The sequence below is a fragment of the Sandarakinorhabdus sp. FBCC-B8862 genome, from assembly GCF_059745315.1.
Window position 1 is genome coordinate 679,640 of the sequence record NZ_CM185574.1, and the last position, 18,973, is coordinate 698,612.

Annotated in this window: 19 protein-coding genes; 8 read left to right on the forward strand and 11 right to left on the reverse strand. The window is 65.2% G+C overall.

Annotation, left to right across the window (positions count from 1 at the left end; genetic code table 11):
• The first annotated feature begins 165 nt into the window (after positions 1-165).
• The 5 genes from AC6BOR_RS03255 to AC6BOR_RS03275 all read left to right on the forward strand — a co-directional run bounded on the left by AC6BOR_RS03255 (position 166) and on the right by AC6BOR_RS03275 (position 6,029).
• Positions 166-741: an outer membrane protein gene (locus AC6BOR_RS03255; protein ID WP_498059778.1), complete on the forward strand. Its 576-nt coding sequence runs from the start codon at positions 166-168 to the stop codon at positions 739-741.
• Between the two features lie 57 nt (positions 742-798).
• Complete coding sequence (locus AC6BOR_RS03260; RefSeq protein ID WP_498059779.1) at positions 799-1,659, forward strand: phosphate/phosphite/phosphonate ABC transporter substrate-binding protein; 861 nt, start codon at positions 799-801, stop codon at positions 1,657-1,659.
• A gap of 154 nt (positions 1,660-1,813) precedes the next feature.
• Entirely contained in the window at positions 1,814-4,216 is a 2,403-nt protein-coding gene (locus AC6BOR_RS03265) for a PAS domain S-box protein (protein WP_498059780.1), read from the forward strand.
• Between the two features lie 140 nt (positions 4,217-4,356).
• Entirely contained in the window at positions 4,357-5,250 is an 894-nt protein-coding gene (locus AC6BOR_RS03270) for a haloalkane dehalogenase (protein ID WP_498059781.1), read from the forward strand.
• 2 nt (positions 5,251-5,252) lie between these two features.
• Positions 5,253-6,029: an alpha/beta fold hydrolase gene (locus AC6BOR_RS03275; protein ID WP_498059782.1), complete on the forward strand. Its 777-nt coding sequence runs from the start codon at positions 5,253-5,255 to the stop codon at positions 6,027-6,029.
• Positions 6,030-6,032: 3 nt separating this feature from the next.
• On the opposite strand, the gene AC6BOR_RS03280 is transcribed toward AC6BOR_RS03275, so the two are convergent.
• From AC6BOR_RS03280 to AC6BOR_RS03290, 3 genes are read right to left on the reverse strand one after another with little or no spacing between them, the layout of a single operon-like run.
• Entirely contained in the window at positions 6,033-6,818 is a 786-nt protein-coding gene (locus AC6BOR_RS03280; protein ID WP_498059783.1) for a crotonase/enoyl-CoA hydratase family protein, read from the reverse strand.
• 26 nt (positions 6,819-6,844) lie between these two features.
• Complete coding sequence (locus tag AC6BOR_RS03285) at positions 6,845-7,303, reverse strand: MaoC family dehydratase (RefSeq protein ID WP_498059784.1); 459 nt, start codon at positions 7,301-7,303, stop codon at positions 6,845-6,847.
• Positions 7,304-7,319: 16 nt separating this feature from the next.
• Positions 7,320-8,090, reverse strand: a complete 771-nt coding sequence (locus AC6BOR_RS03290; RefSeq protein ID WP_498059785.1) for an SDR family oxidoreductase — start codon at positions 8,088-8,090, stop codon at positions 7,320-7,322.
• A 215-nt stretch (positions 8,091-8,305) separates the two neighbouring features.
• Between AC6BOR_RS03290 and AC6BOR_RS03295 the strand changes: the two genes are divergently transcribed.
• A complete protein-coding gene (locus AC6BOR_RS03295; protein ID WP_498059786.1) occupies positions 8,306-8,908 on the forward strand; it encodes a TetR/AcrR family transcriptional regulator in 603 nt (200 codons plus the stop codon).
• Here the strand turns inward: AC6BOR_RS03295 and AC6BOR_RS03300 are convergent.
• The 3 genes from AC6BOR_RS03300 to AC6BOR_RS03310 are packed head-to-tail and all read right to left on the reverse strand — an operon-like array spanning position 8,883 to position 11,454.
• Entirely contained in the window at positions 8,883-9,257 is a 375-nt protein-coding gene (locus AC6BOR_RS03300) for a limonene-1,2-epoxide hydrolase family protein (protein ID WP_498059787.1), read from the reverse strand. The genes AC6BOR_RS03295 and AC6BOR_RS03300 overlap by 26 nt on opposite strands.
• A gap of 21 nt (positions 9,258-9,278) precedes the next feature.
• Complete coding sequence (locus AC6BOR_RS03305) at positions 9,279-10,523, reverse strand: cytochrome P450 (protein WP_498059788.1); 1,245 nt, start codon at positions 10,521-10,523, stop codon at positions 9,279-9,281.
• A 55-nt stretch (positions 10,524-10,578) separates the two neighbouring features.
• Entirely contained in the window at positions 10,579-11,454 is an 876-nt protein-coding gene (locus AC6BOR_RS03310; protein WP_498059789.1) for a LysR substrate-binding domain-containing protein, read from the reverse strand.
• A 97-nt stretch (positions 11,455-11,551) separates the two neighbouring features.
• Between AC6BOR_RS03310 and AC6BOR_RS03315 the strand changes: the two genes are divergently transcribed.
• Complete coding sequence (locus tag AC6BOR_RS03315) at positions 11,552-13,471, forward strand: TonB-dependent receptor domain-containing protein (RefSeq protein WP_498059790.1); 1,920 nt, start codon at positions 11,552-11,554, stop codon at positions 13,469-13,471.
• 8 nt (positions 13,472-13,479) lie between these two features.
• Here the strand turns inward: AC6BOR_RS03315 and AC6BOR_RS03320 are convergent, their stop codons facing one another.
• The 3 genes from AC6BOR_RS03320 to AC6BOR_RS03330 all read right to left on the reverse strand — a co-directional run bounded on the left by AC6BOR_RS03320 (position 13,480) and on the right by AC6BOR_RS03330 (position 17,261).
• A complete protein-coding gene (locus tag AC6BOR_RS03320; protein ID WP_498059791.1) occupies positions 13,480-14,244 on the reverse strand; it encodes an enoyl-CoA hydratase-related protein in 765 nt (254 codons plus the stop codon).
• Between the two features lie 2 nt (positions 14,245-14,246).
• Positions 14,247-14,672 carry a MarR family winged helix-turn-helix transcriptional regulator gene (locus tag AC6BOR_RS03325; RefSeq protein WP_498059792.1) on the reverse strand — a complete coding sequence of 142 codons (426 nt, stop codon included), beginning with the start codon at positions 14,670-14,672 and terminating at the stop codon, positions 14,247-14,249.
• A gap of 567 nt (positions 14,673-15,239) precedes the next feature.
• The gene (locus tag AC6BOR_RS03330) at positions 15,240-17,261 is read right to left on the reverse strand and encodes a sensor histidine kinase (protein WP_498059793.1); all 2,022 of its coding nucleotides are present in this window, start codon (positions 17,259-17,261) and stop codon (positions 15,240-15,242) included.
• Between the two features lie 95 nt (positions 17,262-17,356).
• Here AC6BOR_RS03330 and AC6BOR_RS03335 point away from each other — a divergent pair, with 95 nt between their 5' ends.
• Positions 17,357-17,662, forward strand: a complete 306-nt coding sequence (locus AC6BOR_RS03335) for an Hpt domain-containing protein (RefSeq protein WP_498059794.1) — start codon at positions 17,357-17,359, stop codon at positions 17,660-17,662.
• Here the strand turns inward: AC6BOR_RS03335 and AC6BOR_RS03340 are convergent.
• The gene (locus tag AC6BOR_RS03340) at positions 17,638-18,429 is read right to left on the reverse strand and encodes a response regulator transcription factor (RefSeq protein ID WP_498059795.1); all 792 of its coding nucleotides are present in this window, start codon (positions 18,427-18,429) and stop codon (positions 17,638-17,640) included. The genes AC6BOR_RS03335 and AC6BOR_RS03340 overlap by 25 nt on opposite strands.
• Positions 18,416-18,970, reverse strand: coding sequence for an acyl-CoA thioesterase (locus tag AC6BOR_RS03345; protein ID WP_498059796.1), 555 nt, complete (start codon positions 18,968-18,970; stop codon positions 18,416-18,418). Before AC6BOR_RS03345 ends, AC6BOR_RS03340 begins: the two co-directional genes overlap by 14 nt.
• Positions 18,971-18,973 lie beyond the last annotated feature (3 nt).

An 18,973-nucleotide genomic window follows, 5' to 3' on the forward strand; every position in this document is an offset into this window, starting at 1 on the left:
TATGGCGGTTGTAACCGATGCTGACGCTGGAAAACCAGCCAACACCGGCGCCACTGCCACAATTGCAACATACATTACGCCGCGCCGCCATCAGCGCGTGGCACGCCGGGTCTAAAGCGGTGCCGTCAGCACATGCTGCACATCATCACGAAAGGAACACCGATCATGACAATCCGCTCCATCCTGCCCCTCTCCCTGCTGTTGGCGGCCGTTGCGGCCGGCCATTCCGGCACCGCCTGCGCGCAAGGCCTTCGGCTGGAAGCGCACGGCGGCTGGGATCGCGCCCAGTCTGACAGCGTCAAGAGCAACGGCCTCGCCTACGGTCTCGGCATCGGTTACGATGTCAAGCTGGGCAAGGGCCTGTTTGCCGGTCTGGAAGCCAACGCCGATTTCAGCACGGCCCGGGAATGCGCCAGCGGCATCATCGCCGCCGGGGACCGACTGTGCGTGCGGGCCGGACGCGATCTCAGCCTGATCGCCCGCGCCGGTGTTGAGGTGAAGCCCGGCACCAGCCTCTATGCCCTCGCCGGCTGGTCTAATGCCCGGGTACGCGGCGAATACAAGCCTGCAACCGGCGCCCTGGTAAGCGAAGCCCAGAATCTCGACGGCTGGCGCATCGGTGCCGGTGTCCAGCAGGAACTGGGCAGCAGGCTCTATGCCAAGGTCGAGTATCGCTACTCCGACTATGACGCTGGCGACAATCGTCACCAGGTGATGGCGGGCTTCGGCATCCGCTTCTGATGGCAACGGCGGCACGGGTGCAGGCATCCGTGCCGCCGGCTCCTGAGGGAAATTGGCATGAACATCCACGCCTGCCTCGCGGCCGCCCTGCTCTCATCAAGTGCACCGGCGGCCGCCCCCGCGCCGCCGGTGCGCCTCGCAACCTATGCTTATCCAGCCTATGACCGGCGGGCTGCAATTGCGCCACTCGCGCGCCTGGTGGAACGGATCAGCGGCCGGCCGGTGATCATCCTGCTGTTTTCCACACCGGACCTGTTGGCCACGGCCGTGCAGAACGGCGAAATTGATCTGGCCGTCACCAATCTGGCCGTATTTGTCCGCGTTGCGCGCTTGCAGGGCGCCCATGCCGTCGCCGTGCTGGCTCCACCCCCGGCCACACAGGAACGCTATCGCGGCGTGCTGCTGGCACGGCGGGAAACCGGCCCGACAACGCTGACAGCGCTCGGCCCCATGGCGGCGCGGCTCCGCTATGCCGAAGTGTTGCCCGGTTCAACCTCTGGCGCCCTTGTTCAGGCTGAAGCCTTGCGGCGCGCCGGCGTTGGCCGGGGTGCCTTTCGCGAAACCGGCCATGCCGGAACGCACGAAGCCGCCCTCTCCGCCCTGATCAGCGGCGCAGCGGATGTGGCAGCGCTGGCCGAAGGGCCCTGGCTGGCCTTGCAGGCGCAATCACCTGACATTGCCAGCCGGCTTGTGCCGCTCTGGCGCTCGGCCCCGCTGCCGCCTGGTCCCATCGTCTGCATGGCATCCGCCACCCTGAACTGCGGCCGCATTGCCACCGTCCTGACAGCAAATCGCCCTGCCAGCCATGCCGCCGCCCGCATGCTGGCACGCGGCTGGAGCGAAACCAGTGGTGCCCGCCGCTTCGTCCGGGTCGATGCCCGCCGTTATGCCCCGTTCATCGCTGCGGCGACGCCGTGATTGCAATTGTCAAATCCCTCGGCGAGACTGATCAGCAGATCAACACTGCCCGGCAGGCATGCCTGACCGCCCGCGCCTTCGCACCCCTCTGAATCCAAAGGCGACCATGCCCATCCCCCACGGTGACCTGGCTCTTGTGTCAACAGATCGGTTCGTGACTGATCTTGTCGATCAGCTGCGCAGCCTCGCTGATGCAGACGCGATCCTGTCGGTCGCGGCCCAGATGCTGGCCGCACAGACGGGCGCCAATAGGGTCTGCTTCGCCGAACCCGGCTCCGCCATGCCAACACTGGCCCTGCTGCATGAGTGGACGGATGGCAGCTGCGATGCCAGCCCGGCCGACGTGCCGGCCGCGGCGCTGGGCATCGAACCGGCGGGCGCAAGCTTCTGCCATATCCTGGTGGCAAGCGACGTGGCGGCCGACCCGGAATTGCCGCCAAGGACAAAGGCGCTGTGCCGTGCCCGGGAGGCAGCAGCTCTGGTGACGGTGCCGATCATTCGGCACGGTCGTCAGGTGGCGCTGCTGTCGGTCTGCCGCGCGCGGCCCCATGGCTGGAGCCTGGCCGAACAATGGACCATCCGCGAAGTGGCCGAACAGACCTGGTCGCTGGTGGAACTCGCCCGCACGACATCGCGGCTGCAGCGCAGCGAGGAACGCCTGCGCGTCGCCGTCGAAGCCGCCGAAATGGGTACCTGGGATTATGATATTGTCAGGAACGAATGCTGGTGGTCACCCCGCACCTGCGAGATCTGGGGCATCGACTATGCCGAAACCCTGCCCGGAGACATGCGCTATGATTTCGTCCACCCCGATGATCGCGAACATTATCTGCGCGAAGTGGATGATGCGGTGTTCAGCGGCAAGCCGTTCCAGATCGAATATCGCATCATCCGCCCCGATGGCCAGATCCGCTGGGTGCTGCTGCGCGGGGTTTCCAGCTGCGATGCCGATGGCACGCCGGTGCGCGCCACCGGCATTGCGCTGGACAACAGCGATCGGCGCCAGGCCGACGAACGCGCGCGGGAAAGCCAGGCCCTGCTCGATGCCTTCATGCGCAACGCGCCGGTTGGCATGTATCTGAAAGACACCGGCGGCCGCTATGTGATGGTCAACCCGGAAATGGCCAAGGTGCTGGGCGTTCCGGTTGAAGGCGCCATTGGCCGAACGGCGACAGAGGTGCTGGGCACCGAGGAGGCTGCCCGGATCGACGAGGAGGAGCGGCGCGCGATTGCCACTGGCCAGTCCCAGACGCGCAGCCAGTTCTTCCCCGATCGCCAGACAAATTCCTCGGCGCTGCTGATCCGCTTTCCGCTCCTGCTCGATGGCCGCACGCCACAGATCGGCGGCTTTGCCATCGATACCACCGAACAGATGCGGGCCGAGGCAGAGCTCGAACGCTCCCGCGCCGCCCTCTATCATTCGGAAAAAATGTCGGCGCTGGGTTCGCTGCTGGCCGGCCTCAGCCACGAACTCAACAACCCGCTGTCGGTGGTGGTGGGCCAGGCCCTCATCCTCCAGGAAAAAGCTGCAGACGAACGGACATCGGTGCGCGCCGGCAAGATCCGCGCCGCCGCCGAACGCTGTGCCCGCATCGTGCAGACCTTCCTGGCCATGGCACGCCAACGCGCTCCCGAACGCCAACTGGTTGACGTGAACGACCTGATCGAGGCCGCGCTTGACATCACGGTCTATGGCCTGCGGTCAGCCGGGATCAGGGTGCATCGCGATCTGGCCCCCGGCTTGCCGGTGATTGCCGGCGATGCCGGCCAATTGCACCAGCTGTTCGCCAATCTGATCATCAACGCCCAGCATGCCCTCGAAACCATTGCCGGCCCCCGCGATCTGTGGATCTCCACCCGGCTGCAGCACGACCGCTTGGTCATCGACGTGCGCGACAATGGCCCCGGCATTCCGCCCGCCCTGCACGGCCGGATCTTCGAACCGTTCTTCACCACCAAACCCGTCGGCGCCGGCACCGGCCTCGGCCTGTCCTTTGCCTATGGCGTGGTGCAGGCGCATGGCGGCGACCTGTCGCTCGTCAAGACGGCCGCCGGTGCGCAGTTCCGGGTCATCATTCCCGTCAACGCCCATGCCGAAGCCAACGCGCCCGCGGCATCGTCACCGGCATCGCCGTTGGCCGGCCGGGCGCTGGTTGTGGACGATGAACTTGATCTGGCCGAAACCATCTGTGAGCTGCTGGAACAGCAAGGCTGGCAGGCCCAGGCTGCCCGCAGCGGCGCGGATGCCATCCGCCTGCTCGACCAGGCGAAGCCCGACCTGATCATCGCCGACATCAAGATGCCCGGCATGGACGGGCCGGCCCTGCACGACTGGCTGGTGCAGCACAGGCCGGAATTGGCAACCCGTCTGGTCTTCCTCACCGGCGACACGCTGGGCGAAGCCGCCAACGCCTTTCTCCAGCGCTGCGGGCGCCCCTATATCGAAAAGCCCTTCTCGATCGAGACACTGAGCAATCTGCTGCGCCTGCAACAGGGCGAAGGTGTGGCGGCAAGGCCGCCCGGTGACGGCGGATCACCATCTGATAACAGAATGTAAAGCCAGCAGGTCACGCGCAAGTCCAGACATTTGCCCTGCCCCGGAAAGCAGCCAATTTCCGCAAGGCGCACTTGTAGCAGTCGCTACAGATGCTAATCTCTGCCAACGCTGGCTGCCAGCGTCACAACGGGGAGACCGCCATGCACGCATTGCGCACCGATGATGCCCGGTTTCTCGGCTTGCCGGGCTTCGGCTTCAGGCCGCATTATCTTTCTGATTTGCCCGGCCGCCCCGGGTTGCGCATGCATTATCTCGACGAAGGCCCGCGCGACGCCGCCGTGACCTTCCTGTGCCTGCATGGCCAGCCGACCTGGTCGTATCTCTATCGCAAGATGGTGCCCATCTTCGCTGCGGCCGGTCATCGCGTGGTGGCGCCCGATCTCTTCGGCTTCGGCCGCTCCGACAAGCCGGTTGACGAGGCGGTCTACAGCTTTGATTTCCACCGCGAAACGCTGCTCGCCTTCATCATCGCGCTCGATCTGCGCAATGTCGTGCTGGTCTGCCAGGATTGGGGCGGCATCCTGGGCCTCACCCTGCCGCCGGCACTGCCTGAACGTTTCAGCCGATTGCTGGTGATGAACACCACCATCCCGGTGGGCGAACCCGTCAGCGAAGGGTTTGACCGCTGGCGCGCCTTCAACCGCAGCCGGCCGGATCTCGACATTCCGGCCCTGATGAAACGCTCCCAGCCCGACATGACCGATGCCGAAGCCGCCGCCTATGGCGCCCCCTTCCCCGATGCCCGCCACAAGGCCGGAGTGCGGCGCTTTCCGGAACTGGTGATGACCGCGCCCGACATGCCAGGCGTCGCCACCGCCCGCGCCGCGGCGCGCTGGTGGCAGCAGGAATGGCGCGGCCCCAGCTTCATGGCTGTCGGCATGGCCGATCCGGTGCTGGGGCCCGACGTGATGGCCCGCTTGCGCGGCATCATCAACGGCTGCCCAGCGCCACTCGAAATCGCCGATGGCGGCCATTTCGTGCAGGAAAAGGGCGACATCATCGCCCGCGCCGCCCTGCAGGCCTTCGGGCTCTGATCATGGCCAACGGCACCACCAACGGCATTGCCTGGATGGCGGCCGGCACTGCCGATCCGGCGCGGCCCAGCCTTCTCCTCATCCATGGCGCCGGCGGCAACAGCAGCGCCTGGTGGCAGCAGTTCGCCGCCTTCGCCGCCCACCGCCATGTCGTCGCCTATGATCTGGCCGGCTTTGGCCATTCGGCCGCGCTGCCGGCGGGTGCCGATGCCTATCAGGCGCTGGTCGGGGCAGCGGTTGACGTGCTGGCCGCCGCCGGCGCCAGCCATGCCGATGTCGTCTGCCAGTCCCTCGGCGGCTGGACGGGCCTGCGCCTGGCCCTGGCCCGGCCGGATCTGGTCAACCGCCTGGTGCTGTGCTGCACGCTGGCCGGGATCGCCCATCCCCCCGGCCTCGCCACCTTCCAGCAGGCCACCGCCCGCATGGACGCGCGTGGCCCGGCCGCCCTTGGCCTCACGCCGGGCTTTGAAGCCCGCGAACCCGCCAAGACCCTGCTCTACCGCCAGATCGGCGCGGCCAACCCGCCGCTGGACCCGGCGCTGGGCGCCGCAATGTTCGCGCCGACGCTGCTGATCCCGCCGGCAGCGCTGTCGGCCATCAAGCTGCCCGTGCATCTGATCATGGGCGCCGATGATCCGATCTGGCCGCCGGCCAGCCTGTCCGGCATGCTGTCCGCCGTGCCGTCTGTGGCCGAACATGTGATGCCAGGCGCCGGCCACTCGCCCTATTTCGAGCAGCCAGACGATTTCAACCGCCTGCTGGCCACCTGCCTGGCCTGACCATCACCGCCCCTGGAACACGGCCGGGCGGCGCTGCATGAAGCTCATGATGCCCTCGGCGGCATCGGCGCTGGCCATCACCCGGTCGCGGATGCCCGGGATGGCGGCGATGGCCGCCTGCTCGCCCTGCTCGATATAGGTGCGGCCGGCCAGCTTGGTGGCGCGAATGCCCAGCGGCGCGCAGGCGGCAATCTGTTCGGCCAGCGCCATCGCCCGCTCCACCTGCGTGCCGGGCGACACCACTTCTTGCACCAGCCCGATGCGATGCGCCTCGGCCGCACCGAATTCGTCGCACAAGAACAGGTGATACATGGCGTTGCCCCACCCGGCACGGGTGACATAGCGGAAATGCGCACCGCCCAGGGGTGCGATGCCACGCTTGGCCTCCATCTGGCAGAAGCGCGTGTCATCAGCCGCCACGATGATATCCCCGGCCAGCGCGATCTCGATGCCGATGGTGAAGCAGATCCCCTGCACCGCCGTCACGATCGGCTTGCTGCCCTGATTCTTCAGGCCAAATGGGTCGATCTGGCCATCGGCCAGCGGCTTGGCCGTGGCAGTGGGGCCAAAGAATTTCGGCATGTCGAGCCCGGCAGTGAAATGATCACCCACCGCGCACAACACCCCCACCCACAGATCGTCGTCCTCCTCCAGCAGGGTCAAGGCCGCGGCCAGCTGCTCCATCATCGCCGGCACAAAGCTGTTCTTCTTGGCGGCATTGTCGATGATGATCTTGAGGATATGGCCGTGCCGCTCGTGCCGCACCTGGCCTTCGCGGTTCTCGCTCATGATGCTCTCCTTGATGCTGCCCGGGCTCAGGCCAGGTGGGAAATGCCCAGCCATTCGGCGAACAGCGCGGGCTTGTTGCTGCCCTCGATCTCCACCGTGGCCTCGGTCTTCGACAGGAATTCCTTCGGCCCGCGATCAACGATTTCCTTCAGCACGAAGCGGCCACGCACACGGGCACCGGCCTTCACCGGGCTCAACAGGCGCACCCGGTCAAAACCATAATTCACCGCCATCGCCCGGCCGGCGATCTTCGGCTGAGCATCAAAGGCCATGGCGGCCAGCATCGACAGGCTGAAGAAGCCGTGCGCCACCGTGCCGCCAAAGGGCGTCGCCGCCGCCCGCGCCGGATCGACATGGATGAATTGGTGATCCTCCGTCACGTCGGCAAAGGCATCGATGCGGCGCTGGTCGAGCAGGAACCAGCGCGACACCCCAAGCTCCTGCCCCACCAGGGCGCGATAGTCGGCAAGCGAAATCTCGGACATCTGGACTCCCCTCTCGTCAAACCGCCGTCACGCCGCCATCCACGGCCAGCGTCTGCCCGGTGATATGTTTGCCGGCGTCGCCGGCGAACAGCAGCACCGTGCCCTTCAGATCCTGGTCATCGCCGATCCGGCGCAGCGGCGCGGCGTTGGCAAAACGCTCCACACCCAGTCTTTCAAACGTGCCCTTCGTCATCTTCGATGGGAACATCCCCGGCGCGATGGCATTGCAGGTGATGCCATATCGGCCCCAAGAGGCCGCCAGCGACCGGGTGAAATTGATCACGGCCCCCTTGCTGGTGTTATAGGCCACCAGGCCATCGGCGCCGCGCAGGCCCGCCATCGACGACATGTTGATGATACGGCCATAGGCATTCGGGATCATCGATCGCTTGGCGATGCGCTGGGACAGCACGAACAGCGCGCGGATGTTCAGATTCATGATCTTGTCAAACGCGTCGATCGGATGATCCTCCGCCGGCGCGCCCCAACTGGCGCCGGCGTTGTTGACCAATATATCCACCCGGCCCAGCCGTTCGATGGCCGTATCCGCCAGCGCAAAGGCCTGCTCATCCACGGCATTGTCGCAGGCGACATGGCTGACATCGATGCCGCGGGCCGAAAGATGGGCGGTCGCCGCTTCCAGATCAGCCGGCTTACGCGAAGAGATGACCAGCCGGGCACCGAAATCTCCCAGCGCCTCGGCAATCTGAAGCCCCAGCCCGCGCGATCCGCCGGTGATCAGCGCGGTCTTGCCGGAAAGATCAAACAAGGCCCGCGGATCCGTCATGGTGGCACCCCTTTTTCCCGCATCCATCTGACTGTTCATCATGCAGATTGATCGAACAGCCGCACTTCTCCGCCGATCGACACAGCCGAAATCATCGCATCGAGTCCCGAAAATCCATCAAAACATGGACTTTTCTATCGATCGATGCAAAACTTGCGGCCGTTGATGATCAGCATGATGGTCATCATGCAGAGAGTCAAGCGCAAGGATGCAGCATGGGCCATTCACGGGCGGAAAAAGCACAAAGCCGCGAGCGTATCATCACGGCTGCGGCACAGACCATCCGCGAACGCGGCATTGATGCGCTCAGCATCGGTGAGCTGATGCGGTCGGTCGGCCTGACCCACGGCGCCTTCTATGTGCATTTTGAATCGCGCGATGCGCTGGTGGCCGCGGCCCTTGAACGCGCACTGCTGGATGGCGAGGCCGCCGCCGCTGCCGCCCGGCGCGGCGTTGGGAAGCGCACGGTCAAATCCATCCTCAACAATTATCTCAGCCGTGCCCACCGCGATGCGCCGGGTGCCGGCTGCGCCGTGGCAGCGCTGGCCGGCGATGTGGCGCGCAGCGGCCCCGCCACGCGCCGCGCCATGATCCGGAAGATGGACAATTATCTGGCCGCGATGGCTGAAGCTCACGGCAACGGGCCAGACGACGCAGTCGCGGATTTCAGCCTGGCCGCCTGGTCAACCATGGTTGGCGCAATCACCCTGTCGCGGGTGTTCGCCGGCGATCCCCGCTCAGACCAGGTGCTGGCCGCCGCCCGCCAGATGATCTTGGACGCCGAACAGCGGCTCACCCCGCCGGCCACTGGCCCATGATCGTCGCCAGATCGAAATAATCCCGCCAATAGCGGATCAGTCCATCGCGCACCTCGTAAACACCGGTGACCGGCAATTCCACCCATTTGTCCGCAAGGCGGTGGCGGTCCAGCCGCTCCAGCATCACCACCGGGCCTTCGGCCAGCGCGCGGATCACGCGGAACTCGTTTTCCAGGGTCGGCGCAAAAAAGGGCGTCAGCACGGCCCGGATTCCCTCCGGCCCATGGACGGTGCCAAGCGGCGGCGGGTTGGTATAGGCGCAATCGGCGGCTACCAGCCGCAGGGCCCGGTCGTAATCCAGCGATTCCATGGCCTTCATGAAGGCCGTCACGGTTTCAAGCGGAGTCATCGGCCTTGTCCCCTCCGATCCTTAATAATGGGTTAATTCCACCGGCAAATGCTTGTAGCCATGGACGAAACTGGCCGGCACGCGCACGGGCTCAGCAACCGGGTTCACCCGCAGCCGCCGCTTCGCCAACTCCTCCAGCAGGGTGACCAGCTGCAGTTCGGCCACGCGCGCGCCAACGCATCGATGGATGCCATAACCGAACGACAGGTGCCGCCGGGCGTTGGGGCGATCAACGATGATCCGGTCGGCATCATCAAACACGCTCTCGTCGCGGTTGGCCGAGATATACCAGAGCGCCAGCATGTCGTGCTTCTTCAGGCGGTGACCGAACAGCTCGGTGTCCTCCGTCACAGTGCGCCGCATATAGGAAAGCGGCGTCTGCCAGCGGATGATTTCCTGCACGGCATTGGGGATCAACGCCGGATCGGCTTCCAGCCTGGCGCGCTCATCGGGAAACTGGGCCAGACCCCAGGCACAGGCCGTCATCGAATTGCGCGTGGTGTCGTTGCCGCCGACAATCAGCAGGATCAGATTGCCGATGAACTCCACCGGATCCATGTCGCGCATGGCATCGGATTGCAGCATCACCGAAATCAGATCCTTGCCGGGGTCGGCGGCACGGCGCTGCCACAATTCGGCAAAGGCGGCGCCCATGGCCTCCATCTCGCCGTTGAACCAGTCCCAGCCGCCTGGAGCAACAATGGCATCGATATTGCCACCGGCATCCGACCAGGCAGTCAGCTTGTGCCGTTCCTCCCACGGGAAACCGAACAGGCGGGCCAGCATGCCGGTGGTCAACTCGATCGAAACCCGCTCCACCCAGTCAAAGCGTTCGCCCACCGGCAACGCGTCCAGCACCGCGGCGGTGCGCTGTTGCACCTCGGCCCGCATGGCCGCCACCTCTGCCGGGCCAAAGGCCGGCGCCACGGTGCGGCGCTGGCCGGTGTGGCGCGGCGGATCCATGGCGATGAACTGCGGCAGCCGCCGTTCGCCCGGCCGGGCGCGGTCGGCCTCGATGCCCAGCGTGATGCCGCCAAGCTCAAAACTCGATGAAAACAGCTTGGGCAGCGCTTCCACGTGCACGATCGGCTTGTAGCTGCTGATCGACCAATAGGGCCCGAACTTCGATTCCGGCACATACTGGATCGGCGCCTGCGCTCGCAACTGGCGGAACGGCTCCTGCCAGCGGTCTTCGGCAAAAAGCTCCGGTCGGGCAACATCGATTGGGGCCAGTTCGCCCGCCATGGTCAGGGATTCCACGCGCATCCGCACCGCTCCTGTTCTGCCAGAACCGGGGCAGCCTATGCGATTGTAGCAAACGCTACAAGTCTTTGCCTGTGACCGCCAGTTGCTGCCGCGTGACGTCCACCTCTGCCAGCAGCCAGTCGCGAAACTGGCGGACGGCCGCGCCTGGACGCCGCCCGGTGGGCAAAACCAGATGATAATGCCAGCCGCTGGGCCGCGCCGAACCGACCTGCACGATGGCGCCGCTGGCCAGCTGATCGGCGGTGACCAGCAGATCGATCAGGCCCACCCCGCTGCCAGCCAGCACGGCGCTGATCGTCAGATCGCGGTTGGGCACGCTCATCTGGGCCGGGCCGCCCAAGCCTGGCCAATCTTCCCATTCATCGGCCTTGCCCTGCTGCACGATGAGCGGCCAGGGCCCATGGCCCAACCGATCCGCCCTTATGGCCGGCGCGATCGTCTGCGCCAGCAGCCGCTGCGCCGTCACGCCGGGCCAGCCCCCGGGGCCCAGCCGCAACGCGCAATCCACCAGTTCCCGATCCAGATCGACCAGCCGGGCCGTGGCGGCCAACCGCACATCGACATCCGGGCACTGCGCCGCAAACTGGCCGATGCGCGGCAAGAGCCAGTGCGCCGCCAGGCTGTCATGCGCGCTGATCGTCAGCACCGAACGCGCGGCGCGTGCCTCGGCCACAGCCCGATCGATGCTGGCAAAGGGTGCCGCCAATTGCCGGGCGAGCGCCTGGCCCGTGGCCGACGGCCGGACATGGCGGCCATGCCGTTCCAGCAACGGCGCTGGAAAGCCGGCACCCAGTGCCTGCAGCTGATGGCTCACCGCTGACAGCGTCAGCCCCAGCTCGCGCGCAGCCGCCCCCACACTGCCCAGCCGCACCACCGCTTCAAAGGCGCGCAGACCGTTCAACGACACGCTCAACGATGCTCGCGCAGTCATGATTGCAATTCTTTCAACTGTTTTTGCCGATTGATTGATAGTCACAGCGCCCCTGCATTGGCAATCCCGGCACATGTTCCTGCCTCGAAAGCCCCTGATGCGCCTACTCTCCGCTCGCCTTGCCTTGCTGGTTGCAGCCGGCCTGCTGACCGCGCCGGCGTTGGCCCAGCGCGCGGCCGAAAATGCCCTGCAAGCCGCCGACGATGGCTTTGGCACCGCCATCGGGCGGGAAAGTATCGGCCTCTACAGTGCTGATGATATCAGGGGTTTCTCGGCCGTCGATGCCGGCAACGTGCGTCTGGAAGGCCTGTATTTCGATCCCGCCAGCCTGCCGCCCAGTCTGCTGCGCGGCACCACCAGCATCCGGGTTGGCCTCGCGGCGCAGGGCTTTGCCTTTCCGGCGCCCACCGGCGTGGTCGATATCCGCCTGCGCCACGCCGGCACCCGCCCGGCAGCCACGCTGTTCCTGTCGGCCGACAGTTTCGGTTTCCTCACCGGTGAAGCCACATGGGATCAACCGCTGGGCAGCAACATCGGGCTGGCCGTGGGCGCCGGCGCCTATCGCGAAGCCTATCCCAACGGCACCACCGATCAGACCTACACGGCCAATGCCACGCTGGATTGGCAGATCAGCCGCCGGTTGAAGCTCACGGCCCTGGCCAGCGCCACCATGGTGCGCGCCGCCGAACCGCCGCCCGTCTATCTCACGGCCGATGGCCAGCCGCCGCCACGCGTGGACCGCGGGCGCTTCCAGGGTCCCGATGGCCTGTTCAACAGCCGGGATCGCCGGACCCTCGGCCTGATCGGGGACTGGCAGGCCGGGCCGTGGCACCTGCAGGCCGGCCTGTTCCATTCCCAATCCGATGCGCCGCGCACCGTCGCCAATCTTTATCTCGATGTCACAACCACAGGCGCGGCCCAGCAACTGCTGGTGGTTGATCCGCCTGGCCGGAACCGCGTGACCAGCGGCGAGTTGCGGCTGGACCGGTCAATCACTGATGGCCCGCGCACCCACATGATCACCCTTTCGGCCCGCTGGCGCGACCGCCAGCGCCAGTTCGGTGGCAGCGCCCTGGTGGATCTGGGGCCAGTGCAGTTGAACCAGCCGGCGCCGCCGCTGCCCGCCCTGCCCGGCTTTGGCCCCCGCGATGATGACCGCATCCGCCAGGCAACTGTCGGCCTCGCCTATGAACTGCGCTGGCCCGGCATCGCCAACCTGTCGCTGGGCCTGCAGAAAACCCGCTATCGCAAACAGGCGACCCCGGCCGCCAGCCCGCCGGCCACCGAACGGGCCAGCCCCTGGCTCGTCACCGCCGCCGCCGCCGTTCCGATCACGCAGCGGCTGGGCAGCTATGCCAGCTTTGCCCAGGGGCTGGAGGACAGCGGCGCCGCACCGGGCAGCGCCAGCAACCGCAACCAGCCGCTGCCGGCCAGCGCCACCCGCCAGATCGATGCCGGCCTGCGCTGGCAAGTCGCCGGACCGCTGGCCCTGGTTGCCGGTGTGTTCGAACTCACGCGGCCCTACTTCCAGTTCGATGCCACCGGCCGCTTCAGCCGGCTGGGCGACACGCGCAGCCGCGGGCTGGAGCTCAGCCTGTCGGGCCCGCTCAGCCCCCGGCTCGATATTCTGGCTGGCGCCGTGATCGGTCGCACCAGCGTGGTTGGCGCAGCGGTGCGCGATGGCCTGGTGGGCAGCCGGGCCGTGGGCCGGCCCGATGGGCGCGGCAGCGTCGCGCTGGAATGGCGGCCGGCCTTTGCGAGCGGCCTGCGCATCAATGCCGCCGTGAACCACATTTCACCCGTCGTGGCCAGCAACGACAACAAGGCCCGCGCCCCGGCCCGCACCACCATTGACATCGGCGTCCGTCAATCACTCAGCATTGCGGGTGCCCCGGCCCAGTTGCGCTTCGTGGTGACCAACATCGCCAATCACTATGGCGTGGAGGTGCTGGGCAGCGGCGTTTATGACATCAGCGCCGCGCGCGCCGCCCAGTTGAGCCTTGGGGTGGATTTCTGATCGCTCGTTCAGGCAAACACCGGCTTACGTCGTTGCATGAAGGCCATGGCCGCCTCCCGAAACTCTGCCGACTGCAGTTGCTCCCCAAACAGGCGGGCTTCGGCAGCCATCTGATCGGCCACAATGGCGCGCTGGCGGCGGATCAGCCGCTTGGTTCCCTGCACCGCACCCGGCGCCAGATCGGCCAGTTCACGGGCCAATGTCGCCGCCGCGTCGGCCAGCGCCGCCGCCGGCAACAGGCGCGACACCAGGCCGATGGCCAGTGCTTCCGCAGCCGTCACGGTGCGACCGGCAATCAGGATATCATTGGCCCAGGCCGTGCCCACCGCCATTGGCAACAGCAGCGATGATCCGGCTTCCGGCACCAGTCCCAACTGGGCAAAGGGCGCGCGGAAACTGGCTGTGTCCGCCGCTATCGCCACATCGCAATGCAGCAGCATGGTCAACCCCACGCCGATGGCGAGGCCATTGACTGCCGCCACCACCGGCTTGTCGAGATCGCGCAACGTGGCCAGAAAGCGGGTGACCGGCAATTCGCCATCCGGCATGCCGGCGGCAAAATCGCCCATGTCGTTGCCGGCCGTGAAGCAATCGCCAGCACCCGTGATCAACACAGCGCGGACAGCCTGATCGGCCGCCGCCAACGCCAGGCCATCGGCCAGCGCGGCATACATGGCATGGGTCAGGGCATTCTTGCGATCCGGCCGGTTGATCACCAACCGCAGCACCCGGTCCTCGAGGGTGCACAACACCAGGTCGTCACGATCAGCCATGATCAATCCTTTCCGTTCAGCAGCGGGGCGGCCTGCTCGGCCAGATGGTCAAGAAAGCGGGCGACAATGGCCTGTTCGTCGGCTGAAAATCCGGCAAGCAGCGTCCGGTTCATGGCGTTGACATCCGGCAACGCCTGCTCGGCCAGGGAACGACCGGCCGGCTCCAGCCACAGGCGGGCAACCCGGCCATCTTCAGGATCCGCCGCCCGCCGCACCAGCCCGCGCACCACCATGCGATCACACAAGCCCGACATGCTGGCCGGCGCAATGCCCAGGCTGTTACCCAAGCGCGACAGCGGCTGGCCATCATCAGCCAACAGGGCCAACAACACGCCCAGCTGCGTCGCACTGATGCCATGGCGCTGACCCAACCGCCGGTCGGCCGCCCGAAACAACGCCGTATTGGCCCGCTGCACAAGGTGGAACACGCGAATCATTGTTCGTATACGAATATTCTATTTCGGATACGAAGGGAATGGCAACGTATCAAGGTCGCAAACGTGCCCAGCCCAAGCTGTTGATTATTGCCCCGGTCGACAGTTCATTTGTTTCGCTGACATGGCCACCGGCACATCCGTCAAACCAGCAGACCGCCACCGTCCGCATCGAAAACCGCGCCGGTGACATAAGATGAGGCCAGTATGGCACAGGCCAATCCTGCCACACTGTTGGCGTCTCCACATGCCTGGCGTTCGACACGGCTCGGGAAGAAGGAAATGGGCTGAACGATGTTCGAAACTGGCAGCACTGGAATTGCATAGGCCTCCTGCCTGGCCCGGTGCCGGCACCGTTGCCCCGCCTTAAGCAAAATTCCTTATGAGGTCATGATCTTGGTACGGATCTGCCATGGATGCTGCCTGCGGAGGAAGGATTGCAATTGTCCACATGCATCATTGTTCAGGCAGCGAATTGAGGTTCTTTTCGAAATGTTTTGCAATTGGAGTTGCGCAAGGAACGCGAGATCACAATGCTAACGTTGGCCGCGCCGGCAAAGCTCAAACGCCCAGATTCTCGCGCGTGGTGGCGCGGGCCAGCGTTGCGGCGAGCCCGCCCTCCAGCACCAGCGGCTTGACCAGCACGGCATCAAGACCGGCCGCAAGATAATGGGCATGGTCATCGCGCGCAGCGTGTGCCGTGAGCGCCACGAGACTGACCAGACTTATCGGGCCATCGAGCGCCCGAATGCGGCGAACCGCGGCGAGGCCGCCTTCCGCGTCACCATCGATGCTGATATCCATCAGCACCAGATCAGGCGCCACCTGCACCAGCATATCAATGGCACTGCTCGACGTGTCTGCGGTGACGACGTCGTGGCCATGGCTGACGAGCAGGCTTGTGGTGACGGCTGCGGCAATCGGATCATCCTCGACCAACAGGATGCGACGGGGCGGATCAGCGGGCGCGACAGTGGGCGCATCCTTCGCCTTTACAGCCGGCAAAGGCAATTCAATGCGGAATTGACTGCCACCCGTCGGCCGGGCGCGATAGCTGATATTGCCGCCCATCAGTTCCACCAGCCGCCGGCAAATATGCAGACCAAGGCCGAGGCCCGCTGAACGATTGCCCGCCTTTGGCTCCAAGACGAAGGCATCAAACAGATTTGGCACGCGGTCAGGCGCAATGCCGGGGCCCGTGTCGCTGATCTCCATGACCAGCGGCATGAGCGCGCCCTGATGCCATCCGGTCACGATGCTGACCGATCCGTCGTTGCTATAGTTGATGGCATTGGTGACAAGATTGCCGAGCACCTGTTCAAAGCGGGCACGGTCACCCATCACCCATGCGGGCAAGCGGTCCTGCCCAATTGCTGACAGTGTTATGCCCTTGTTGGCAGCCAGCGTTGCAACAATGTCGATGACATCCAAAATGGATTGCGCTGGGCTGAATGGCGCCGGATTGAGCACAATGCGCCCAGCGTCCGCGCGCGCAACATCCAGAATGTCGGTGACCAATGTTGTCAGCACACGGCCGGCGCGCAACCCAAGGCCCGCCAGGCGACGTTGTTCATCATTGAGCGGAGCGCGCTCGAACTGCTGAAGAACCCCCATCATCCCTGCAAGCGGCGTTCGCACATCGTGGCTGATCATCGTCAACAGCCTTATCCGGTCGGACGATGCACGCTCGGCGGCAGCCCGCGCGACCTTCTCGGCACGCACGGTCCTGCGCAAATCCGCAAGGGCAGCGGCCAGCAACATGCCGGCAATGGCTTCGGCGAACAGATAAGAATGGAGCAGCGCGAAACTGTCGTAGAAGCTGTCACGCTTGAACGGACCAACGCCGAGCAGCGTGACGGCAACACCGCCAGATGCCATCAACAACGTGACCGCGGCCGGCCCAGTCAAACCAAAGCGCGCGCCCGCCCACAGGCTGAGCAACAGGGTGAACAGCTTGCACAATTCCACTGCCCAGATTGGATTGTTTATCAGCAAAAGCCCTGCGATTATGCCGATACCGGCCATGGCGAAGGCAGCCGCATCGAAAATGTCGCGAAGGCTGGGTAGCTGCCTCAGATAGCGATCCCATAGCAAGATGGGCGGTCCAACGATGAGAACACCCATGGCATCGCCCATCCACCACACCAGCCAGGCCGATGACGCCGGCCCCGTGCCCGGATCGGCAGCGGCAACGGCAAATGTTCCAACCGTTGCCGATATTGTGGTGCTGCCAAGGGCGGCATACAGAATGAACAGGAGAACCCGCCACAATTCACCCGGTTCCTCGCCTGCGCTGCTGCGCTGTTCGATGCGCGTCCGGAGCATCGTGGTCGCAACCAGGGCCGGCAGGGCATTGCCCACTGCTACCAGCGCAGCGAATGGCAATTGCGCCATCTGGACGGCGTTCACCGCAAAGGCACCGGCAACCACGCCCCACACCAGACGTCGGCCGCCGATCCACATGGCAGCAAATGCGATGCCCGATGGTGGCCAGAACAACGTAACCACGTCACCAACAAAGGCCAGTTTCAGCCCGGCCATGCCAGTGCAGAAATAGGCCAAGGCAACAATGAGGTTGAGCAACAGGGTTTCCGACAGCTTCTGCGGGCGTGCTGGCCATGGCCGAACAGCGAGAAAGGGTTGCATTGTCAGGGATGCCATGGTGCAACTGACTGGAAATGGACGATATTGATGCAGCTCGCCTGGGGCAGTTGCTGGCCCTGATGGGCCACGACAGGCTTGTGGCGCTGGCTTGCGCGCTGGCCGACGGACTTGGCGTGCTGGCGACGGTTTCCGATGGCGAGTTGGCTGATCATCTGCACCGACTGAAGGGCAGTGCGGCCAGCCTTGGATTTACAGCCCTTGCTGCAATGCTGGCTGACGCGGAAGCTGGCGCCTGCGCAGTCGAACATTTGGTTGCAAGCGCACGATCCGTCATGCCGCGGATGGAGGCCGCCCTTCACGGGTTGAACCGCCAGCGATAGCCCTGCCCGGCCACTGTTTGCACCGCAGCGCAGAGCGGGCTGTGAGCGAGCCGGCGCCGGATCCGGCTCACCAACACGTCGATGCTGCGCGCATTGGTGCCGCTGTCGGCAGAGCCGCTCACTTCCAGCAGATATTCGCGCGACAGCACAGCGCCTTCGGCTTGCACCAAAGCCGCGAAGACATCGAATTCCGCACGCGTCAACCGCAGCACGTTTCCTTGTGGATCGGCCAGTTCGCGGCGGACCAGATCGAGCGTCCAACCCGCAAGATTTCGTGTCGAACCGGATGGCATCCCGCGCCGCCAGCGCCGCAGCACGGCACGAACGCGCGCGCGCAGTTCATCCAGTTCGACCGGCTTGATCAGATAATCATCGGCCAGGTCCAGTCCCCGAACACGATCCTGCACACCGCTGAGACCGGTCAGGAAGATCACCGCCGGATTGCCCAGCCTCTGCAGACTTGCGGCGACATCATGGCCTGATCCGTCTGGCAGACGGATATCAATGAGCACCAGGTCTGCAGGCTGTTCAGCAAAGCTTGCGCGCGCTGCGTCGCCGGTTTCAGCCTCGCGCACAAGAAAGCCTGCCGCCCCCAAGGATGCAGTGACAATGCTGCGGACGATGGGATCATCTTCCACGACCAGAATCGATGTTACGTCGGGGCGACCATTCATGATGTGAATTGTTACGCAACTGTGACCAAGAATTTCATATTGCAGGATAATATTCAAAAGAACAGTGGCAGAATGCCGGCTATCCAAGCGCACGCAGCCGGGGCGCCTGACTGGGCTCCAATGGCTCGTCGAAGGTCAGAAGCGGCTGCAGGTGGCCGGGCAACTCCATCGGGCTGAGTGGGTAGGGCAACTGCGCACGCAGGTCGGCAGGATCCACCCAGCGCCCGCGGCTGCGAAAGCCGGCCTTGGCGAACGAGAGCGCCATCGTGCGTCCACTGTGGTTCAGCACCCGGTGCTCGAGAAAGGTCCAGCGATTGTCCCACCCCAACAGACTGGTCTCGATCCGGGCATGATCCCACAGCCTCAGCTCGCGACGATACTGGATGCTGACCGCCCCGAGAATCGGTTTCCAGCGGTTTTGCCGGATCACCGCCCAAATCCCGGTGCGGATCAACCATTCTGCCCGGTTCAGGTCGATGAGTTGCAGGTAACGCCCGTTGTTCAGATGCCGATTGATATCAATGTCGTGCGGCAAGACGCGAAAATTGCTGGCAACGGTCTGGGTGGCTGGAAGGGTTGGCGCGCCGTGCGCCCGGACCAGGACCGGCAGCATCCGTCCAAACAACTTGATCATGGC